8 protein-coding genes are annotated in these 7965 nt (G+C 73.9%); 5 read left to right on the top strand and 3 right to left on the bottom strand.

Annotated features, from left to right (window positions below):
• Window positions 1-179: 179 nt before the first annotated feature.
• On the bottom strand, window positions 180-410 hold the full coding sequence (locus G5C62_RS11305; protein WP_164701031.1) for a hypothetical protein: 231 nt from the start codon (window positions 408-410) through the stop codon (window positions 180-182).
• 3 nt (window positions 411-413) lie between these two features.
• Window positions 414-2201, bottom strand: a complete 1788-nt coding sequence (locus tag G5C62_RS11300) for a thiamine pyrophosphate-requiring protein (protein WP_164701030.1) — start codon at window positions 2199-2201, stop codon at window positions 414-416.
• Between the two features lie 179 nt (window positions 2202-2380).
• Between G5C62_RS11300 and G5C62_RS11295 the strand changes: the two genes are divergently transcribed.
• The 5 genes from G5C62_RS11295 to G5C62_RS11275 all read left to right on the top strand — a co-directional run bounded on the left by G5C62_RS11295 (window position 2381) and on the right by G5C62_RS11275 (window position 6744).
• Window positions 2381-2611 carry a hypothetical protein gene (locus G5C62_RS11295; RefSeq protein WP_036333494.1) on the top strand — a complete coding sequence of 77 codons (231 nt, stop codon included), beginning with the start codon at window positions 2381-2383 and terminating at the stop codon, window positions 2609-2611.
• Window positions 2612-2616: 5 nt separating this feature from the next.
• The gene (locus G5C62_RS11290; protein ID WP_164701029.1) at window positions 2617-2895 is read left to right on the top strand and encodes a hypothetical protein; all 279 of its coding nucleotides are present in this window, start codon (window positions 2617-2619) and stop codon (window positions 2893-2895) included.
• 46 nt (window positions 2896-2941) lie between these two features.
• Complete coding sequence (locus tag G5C62_RS11285; protein WP_164701028.1) at window positions 2942-3787, top strand: alpha/beta fold hydrolase; 846 nt, start codon at window positions 2942-2944, stop codon at window positions 3785-3787.
• Between the two features lie 147 nt (window positions 3788-3934).
• On the top strand, window positions 3935-5677 hold the full coding sequence (locus tag G5C62_RS11280) for a PP2C family protein-serine/threonine phosphatase (RefSeq protein WP_241175833.1): 1743 nt from the start codon (window positions 3935-3937) through the stop codon (window positions 5675-5677).
• On the top strand, window positions 5665-6744 hold the full coding sequence (locus tag G5C62_RS11275) for an NAD-dependent epimerase/dehydratase family protein (RefSeq protein ID WP_164701027.1): 1080 nt from the start codon (window positions 5665-5667) through the stop codon (window positions 6742-6744). The genes G5C62_RS11280 and G5C62_RS11275 overlap by 13 nt, the downstream gene beginning before the upstream one ends.
• Window positions 6745-6785: 41 nt before the next feature.
• Here the strand turns inward: G5C62_RS11275 and G5C62_RS11270 are convergent, their stop codons facing one another.
• On the bottom strand, window positions 6786-7940 hold the full coding sequence (locus G5C62_RS11270) for an acyl-CoA dehydrogenase family protein (protein ID WP_164701026.1): 1155 nt from the start codon (window positions 7938-7940) through the stop codon (window positions 6786-6788).
• Window positions 7941-7965 lie beyond the last annotated feature (25 nt).

The following is a 7965-nucleotide window of genomic DNA, read 5'->3' as shown; positions in this document are numbered from 1 at the left end:
GAGGGTCGACCGGACCGCCTGCACGGCGTGCTCGTGGTCGGGGATGCGGGCGGACTGCTGCACGGCGGACACGAACTCGTGTTCCTGCATCGTTCCTCCTCGTTCCTCCTCGTTCCTCCTCGTTCCTCTGGTGACGGCGCCCGCGGACCGCGGGCGCCGGACCGCACCGGTGACCTCGGTCAGCCGATGCGGAGGTCCTCGACGTCCTCGGTGCGCACCCTCAGCCCGAGACCGGGCGCGTCACCCGGCGGCCGGACACGACCGTGCACCGGCTCGACGACGCCGTCGAAGAGCCGGCGCTCGAACCGCCCGGCGCCGCACATCGCCGCGAAGTGGGGCAACCGGGCGCCGTGCTCGCCGGCGGGCCTCGGCCACAGGGTGCGCGGATCGGGGAGATCGGTGGTGGCCACGGCTCAGCTCCGGTGCGGCAGGAACTCCTGGATCTTGGTCTTGGCGCCCTGCTTGACCACTCCCCAGGCGTTCTCGTCACCCTTGAACAGCGACTTGGCCGTCTCGGTCATCTGGTCGAGCGTGGCGTGCGGCGGGATCGGCGGGACGTCCGCGTCGCACAGCACGTCGATGACCGCCGGCTTTCCGGCTGCCAGCGCGCGGTCCCAGGCCGGGCCGACCTGCTCGGGGTCGTCGACGGTGATCGCCTCGAACCCCAGCCCGGCGGCGAAGGCCGCGTAGGAGATGTCCGGGAGGGTCTGCGACTCCGCCAGCTTGGGCTCCCCGCCCATGGCCCGCATCTCCCAGGTCACCTGGTTGAGGTCGTTGTTGTGCAGCACCGCCACGACCAGCCGCGGGTCGGTCCACTCCTGCCAGTAGCGGGAGATGGTGATCAGCTCGGCCAGGCCGTTCATCTGCATCGCGCCGTCCCCGGCGAAGGCGATCACCGGCCGGTCCGGATGGCCGAACTTGGCGCCGATCCCGTAGGGCACGGCCGGGCCCATGGTGGCCAGGGTGCCCGACAGCGAGCCGCGGTTGTCCGGGCCGAACCGGAGGTGCCGGGCGTACCAGTTCGCCGCCGACCCGGAGTCCGCGGTGAGGATCGCGTTGCCGGGCAAACGGTCGTTGAGCTCCCAGAACAGCCGCATCGGGTTGACCGGGTCGGCGTCGGTCATCGCCCGCATGTGGATGGTCTCCCACCACCGCCGGACGTCGTCCTCGATGCCCTCCCGCCAGGACCGGTCCTGCTTGCGCTCCAGCAGCGGGACCAGCGCGCGCAGCGTGGCCGCCGCGTCGCCGACGAGGTTGAGCTCGTAGGGGTAGCGCATCCCGATGTACTTCGCGTCGTGGTCGATCTGCACGGCGCGGGCCTGGTCGTACTCGGGGAAGAACTCGCTGTAGGGCAGGTTCGACCCCACGGTCAGCAGGGTGTCGCAGTCCTTCATCATGTCCCAGGTGGGGCGCGTGCCCAGCAGCCCGATCGACCCGGTGACGAACGGCAGGTCGTCGGGGAGCACGTCCTTCCCCAGCAGCGCCTTGGCCACCCCGGCACCGAGCAGGTCAGCGACCTCGACCACCTCGGCGCGGGCACCCCGGGCACCCTGCCCGACGAGCATCGCCACCTTCTCCCCTGCGTTGAGCAGGTCGGCGGCGGCGCGGATCGAGGGGTCGTCCGGGGTCACCTGCGGCATGGAGGTGTGCACCCCGCCCGAGGGCACCATCTTGTGCTCGTGCGTCGGTGGGCTGTAGTCCAGCTCCTGGACGTCGGCCGGGATGATGATCGCCGTCGGCGCGTGCTCGGCCGCCGCTGTCCGCATGGCCCGGTCCAGGACGTTGGGCAGCTGCTCGGGCACGTTCACCACGTGCACGTAGTGGTGGGCGACGTCCTTGAACAGCGACAGCAGGTCCACCTCCTGCTGGTAGGACCCGCCCATGGCGCTGCGGTCGGTCTGCCCGACGATCGCGACGACCGGCACGTGGTCGAGCTTCGCGTCGTACAGGCCGTTCAACAGGTGGATGGCGCCCGGGCCGGAGGTGGCCAGGCAGACCCCGACGCGGCCGGTGAACTTGGCGTAGCCGACCGCCTCGAAGGCGGACATCTCCTCGTGCCGGGACTGGATGAACTGCAGGTGGTCCTGCTTGCCGAAGGACGCCAGGATCCCGTTGATCCCGTCCCCCGGATAGGCGAAGACCTTCTCCACGTCCCACTCGTGCAGTCGTTCCAGCAGGACGTCAGCGACAGTGCGACTCATGGCGAGATCCCCTCGCGTCGACTTCATCGTCCCCTGACCGGCTACCCCTGACCCGGGCACGAAAACGACGGCCGGCCCGGGATCGGGCCGGCTGCCACGGAGCCCGTCCGGATGTTTGGGCGGGAATCGTGAGGTAGGGGTAAGTGGTCCAGATCACACACGGGACGGAGGACCACGCCATGAGCACCCACGAAGCCGGCGACGTCACCGGCACCGCTGACAAGGACTACAACCTCCTCTGGTTCACCCAGGCCAGCCTGGACAACGCGCTCCGCCTGGAGACCTACGTCCAGGACGCCGAGCGCGCGGGCGACTCCGAGCTGGCGGAGTTCTTCCGCAAGGCGCAGCACGAGAGCCGCAAGGGCGGTGAGCAGGGCAAGGTCATGCTCAAGGCCCGCCTGGGCAGCTGACCCGGATGCGGACGACGCTGCTCACCGACGGCCCGCCCCGACAGCACGCCGTCGTCTTCGACACCGGCGACGAGGTCGTGAGCGGGCTCACCGGCTGGGCCGAGCAGCAGGACCTGCCGGGCGTGGTGTGCGGCCGGCGGGACGGGTCGACCGTCGGCGGGCACCTGCTCCGTGCCGTGACCCGCCCGACCCTCGAGGTGGTGGTCACCACCGGCGCGAGCCACCTGCAGCGCCGGCACGACCCGGCCTCCGGTCTGGCGCTGATCGACCCGGACGCCTCCTGAGACGGTTCCCGCGTGAGCCGCGGGCGGAGCGGGCAGTGAGCCGGGCATGGACACCTTCCGGAACGGCGACCTCGTCTTCGACGTCCGCGACTCCGGGCCGACCGACGGCGAGCCCGTCGTGCTGCTGCACGGGTTCCCGCAGGACGCCGGCGCCTTCGACCGGCTGAGCCCGGCCCTGCACTCGGCCGGCCTGCGCACGCTCGCCCCGGACCAGCGCGGGTACTCCCCCGGTGCCCGGCCGAGCGGGCGTTCGGCCTACCGGCTGCGGACGGTCGTCGATGACGTCCTGGCGATGCTGGACGCCGCCGGCCTGACCAGCGCGCACGTCGTCGGCCACGACTGGGGCGGGATCGCGGCCTGGGCGCTGGCGGCCTGGCACCCCTGGCGGGTGCGCACGCTGACCGCCCTGTCAGTGCCACATCCCGCGGCGATGAGCCAGGCGCTGGGCCACAGCGACCAGGGGGTGCGGTCGGCCTACGTCGGGTTCTTCCAGCTGCCCGCCGTCCCGGAGGCGGTGCTGCTGGCCGGCCGCGGCACGGTGCTGCGCCGGACGCTCGGCCAGGGCGGGCTGCCGGCCGAGCTGGTGGACCGCTACGTGGCCCGGATGCGCGAGCCCGGGGCGCTCACCGCGGCGCTGAACTGGTACCGGGCGCTGCCGCTCGCCGGCGGTGCCCCGGTGGGCACGGTGCGGGTGCCGACCCTGCACGTCTGGGGTGCCCGGGACCCCTTCCTGGGCCGGGCCGCGACCGAGGCGACCGCGGAGTTCGTCGCCGCCCCGTACGCGCTGGAGGTGCTCGAGGACGTCGGCCACTGGATCCCCGAACTGGCCGCCGAGCGGACCGCGGAGCTCGTCACCGCACACGTGCGCACGGCCGGGGCGCCGCGCCGCTGACCGGCCCCGTCCGCACCGTTCGTCGGTGGGCCCCGGCATGCTCGTCCCGAGCAGCAGCCGGCAGCCGCACCCCGCACCCCGCACCCGAGCCAGGAGCCCGAGATCGACGTCCCCCAGCCCAGCCCACCGGCCGACGGCGCTGTCGCCGTGGGCGGCGCGCCGGCCTGGTTCCACGCCCTGGACGACACGAGCCTCGCCCTGCTCGCGATCTGCCGCACCGACGGCACCCTGCTCGCCGCCAACCGGCAGGCGTTCGAGGGCAGTGGGCTGACCCCGGCCGAGGAGATCGGCCGGCCGTTCTGGGCCACCGGCTGGTGGAGCGGGAGCGTCGCGGTGGCCGACCGGGTCCGCGCCTGGTGCGCCGAGGTGGCGGCCGGCGGCGCCCCGGTGCGCGCGCAGACCCCCTGGTTCCAGGCCGACGGCAGCGAGCGGACGCTGGACCTGACCCTGCAGCTGGTCCAGGACCAGGCCACCGGGACCGCCTACCTCCTGCCCAACGGCACGGACGTCACCGACCGGCTGGCCGCCGCCCGCACCGCCGCTCAGGCCACCGCCGCGCAGGAGGAGGCCGAGGCGCTGCGCCGGCTGGACGCGGCCCGCTCGGCCGACCTCGCCCACCTCCGCACGGTGGAGGCGCAGCTGTCCCGGGCGCTCGAGCTGTCCGAGAAGGTGCTGGCCAACACCGCCGACGGCATCTACGGGCTGGACACCGAGGGCCGGGTCGAGTTCGTCAACCCCGCGGCCATCCGGATCACCGGCCACAGCCGGGAAGAGCAGCTCGGCGGTGAGCAGCACGCGCTGATCCACCGCCACCGCCGCGACGGCTCCCCCTACCCCCGCGAGGAGTGCCCCACCTGGCAGGCGCTGCGCACCGGTGTCCCCGTGGTCGCCGACGACGAGGTGTTCTGGCGCAGTGACGGCACCCCGGTGCCGGTCGAGCTGGTCGCCGTCCCCACGATCGAGGACGGCGCCGTCACCGGTGTCGTGGTCTCCTTCCGCGACCTCACCGACCGGCGGGCCGCCGCCGAGCAGGCCGCCGAGCTGCGCCGGCTCGAGGAGCAGGCGGCCCAGGAGCGGGCGCTGTCCGACCGGCTCCAGCAGGCGCTGCTCACCCCGCCACCGGAGCCGGACCACCTGCACGTCGTCGTCCGGTACCAGCCGGCCGCGCACGGCGCCCAGGTCGGCGGCGACTGGTACGACGCGTTCCTGCAGCACGACGGGTCCACGGTCCTGGTGATCGGCGACGTCGTCGGGCACGACAGCCGCGCGGCCGCGGCGATGGGCCAGTGGCGCGGGCTGATGCGCGCCCTGGCCTACGACGACGGCGGTGACCTCCCCGCGGTCCTGCGCCGGGCCGAGCGGACCGCGCTCGGCCTGGACGTGAGCACCCTCGCCACCGCGCTGCTGGCCCGGATCGAGCGGCGGCCCGACCTGCCGGGCAGTGCGACCCGCCTGCTGCGCTGGGCCAGCGCCGGCCACCCCCCGCCGCTGCTGCTGGCCCCCGACGGCACGAGCACGGTGCTCCACACCCGGCCCGACCTGATGCTCGGCGTCTCGGCCGACGTCGTCCGCGCCGGTCACGAGGCGGCGCTCCCGGACGACGCCACCCTGCTGCTGTACACCGACGGCCTCATCGAACGGCGCGGCGCGGACCTCGACGAGGGGCTGGCCGAGCTGCAGGCAGCGGTCGCCGACCTGGGTCAGCGGCCGGTGGACGAGCTGTGCGACACCCTGCTGGCCCGGCTGGTGCCCGCGAACGTCACCGACGACGTCGCCCTGATCGCGGTGCGGCTCCACCCGGAGGACCGACCGCGCCCTCCCGGGCCCGCTCGACCGGCGACGGGTGACGACGGGGTCACGCGGGTAGCGCCCGGGGCATGGCTGAGCTGAACAGCGGACTCCTCCCGGGCATGACCGTCGCGATCACCGGCGCGAGCGGCAACGTGGGGACGGCGCTGCTGCGCGCCCTCGCCGACACCGGCGTGGCCGAGGTGCGCGGGCTGGCCCGCCGCCGCCCACCGGAGACCGAGCCCTACGCAGGGGTGCGGTGGTTCCGCGCCGACCTGGGCTCCCCGGACAGCGAGCCGGTGCTGGCCGAGTTCCTCGACGGCGTCGACGTCGTCGTGCACCTGGCCTGGGCGCTGACCCCGGACCGGGAGCCCGACCTGCTGCACGCCGTCAACATCGAGGGCACCGCCCGGGTGCTCGCCGCCGCCGGCGCCGCCGGCGTCCGGCACGTGGTGCACATGTCCTCGATCGGCACGTACGCCGCCGGCCCGCAGACCCACCCGGTCGGCGAGGACTGGCCCGCCACCGGCGTCCCCAGCTCCCAGTACAGCCGGCAGAAGGTGCAGTGCGAGCAGTTCGTGCGGGACTTCGACGCAGCGCACCCCGACGTCACCGTCTCGGTGACCCGCCCGACGCTGGTGCTGCAGCCCGACGCGGCCAGCGAGATCGGCCAGTACTTCCTCGGCCCGGTCTTCTTCCCGGCCGCGCGGGCCCTGCCCGGTGCGGTGGCCAAGCTGCTCCCGCTGCCGCTGCCCAGCTCCCTGCACCTCGGGTTCGTGCACGCCGACGACGTCGCCGACGCGATCTCCCGGATCATCGACCGCCGGGCACCGGGCGCGTTCAACCTCACGGCCCCGCCCAACTTCGACGCCGACGGGCTGGCCGGCGCGCTGGGCGCACGGCGGGTGCCGGTGCCGGCGGTCGTGCTGCGCACCGGCATGCAGGCAGCGTTCCTCGCCCGCCTGCTGCAGATCGAGCCCGGCTGGCTGGACCTGGGGATCGGGGTGCCACCGTTGGACACCACCAGGGCCCGCATCGAGCTGGACTGGCGGGCCCGGCACAACGGCGGCGACCTGCTGCGCGAGTTCGTGGCCGCGCTGAGCAGCGGGCAGGGTCACGCCGGCCCGCTGCTGCACCCCGGCACCGGCCCCGAGCACACGCCCGCCTAGCTGGACGTCCGGCCCCCTCGCCCCGGCGAGGGGGCCTTCCGTCAGCTACGGGGCATGCCGGCGGCGCGGAGCAGCGCGTTGCCGATGATCACCTTCTGCACCTCGCTGGTGCCCTCGTAGAGCCGGTACAGCCGGGCGTCCCGGTAGAAGCGCTCGACCGGTGTCGTCCGCAGGTAGCCCAGCCCGCCGTGCACCTGCACCGCGCGGTCGGTGGCCCGGCCGACCATCTCGCTGCAGAAGAGCTTCGCCGCCGAGGGCCCGACGGAGGTGTCCTCGCCCGAGTCGTACCGCGCGGCGACGTCGACGACGATGCTGCGGGCGGCCAGCAGCTCGGTGTGCATGTCGGCGAGCATCGCCTGCACCAGCTGGAATCGGCCGATCGGCGCCCCGCCCTGCTTCGCGGTGGCGGCGTAGGCGACCGACTCGTCGAGCACCCGCTGCGCCATCCCCACGCACAGCGCGGCGATGTGCAGCCGGCCGCGGGAGAGCACGGTCAGCGCCTTGGCGTAGCCGCGGCCCTCCTCGCCGATCAGCGCACCGGCGTCGACCCGGGCGTCGTCGAAGAACACCTCGGCGGTCCACGCGCCGGACTGGCCCATCTTCTTGTCCTTCGGGCCGACGGTGACCCCGGGGGCGGTCGCGTCCACCACGAAGGTGGAGATCCCCCGGCCACCGCGCTCGGCCGGATCGGTGCGCGCGAAGACGACGAAGAGGTCGGCGATCGGCGCGTTGGTGATGTAGCGCTTCCCGCCGCTGATCACCCACCCGTCGCCGTCCCGGCGGGCGGTGGTGCGCAGCCCGGCCGGGTCGGAGCCGGCCTCGGCCTCGGTGAGCGCGAAGGAGCCGATCAGCTCACCGGCCGCCAGCCGGGGCAGGTACGCCTTCTGCTGCTCCTCGTTGCCGAACTTGGCGATCACCTGTCCGGCGATGCCGTTGTTCGTGCCGAACAGCGACCGGAACGCCGGGGTCGTGTAGCCGAACTCGAAGGCCAGCTGGACGTCCTCGCTCATGGTGACGCCGAGGCCGCCGTGCTCCTCGGGCAACGCGTAGCCGAACAGGCCCATCTCCGCGGCGGCGCTGCGCAGCTCGTCGGGGATCCGGTCGTCGAGGTCGATCTCCTCCTCGCGGGGCACCACCACCTCCCGCACCAGCTGGCGAACGGCGTCCTTGACCTGGCGGAAGACATCGGCGTCCATGCCGGACATGCTGAACCCCCGGCCG

Source organism: Modestobacter sp. KNN46-3, from assembly GCF_011039295.1.
The sequence above is the reverse complement of the archived record's forward strand: the minus strand, read 5'-3'. Positions and strand labels throughout refer to the sequence as shown.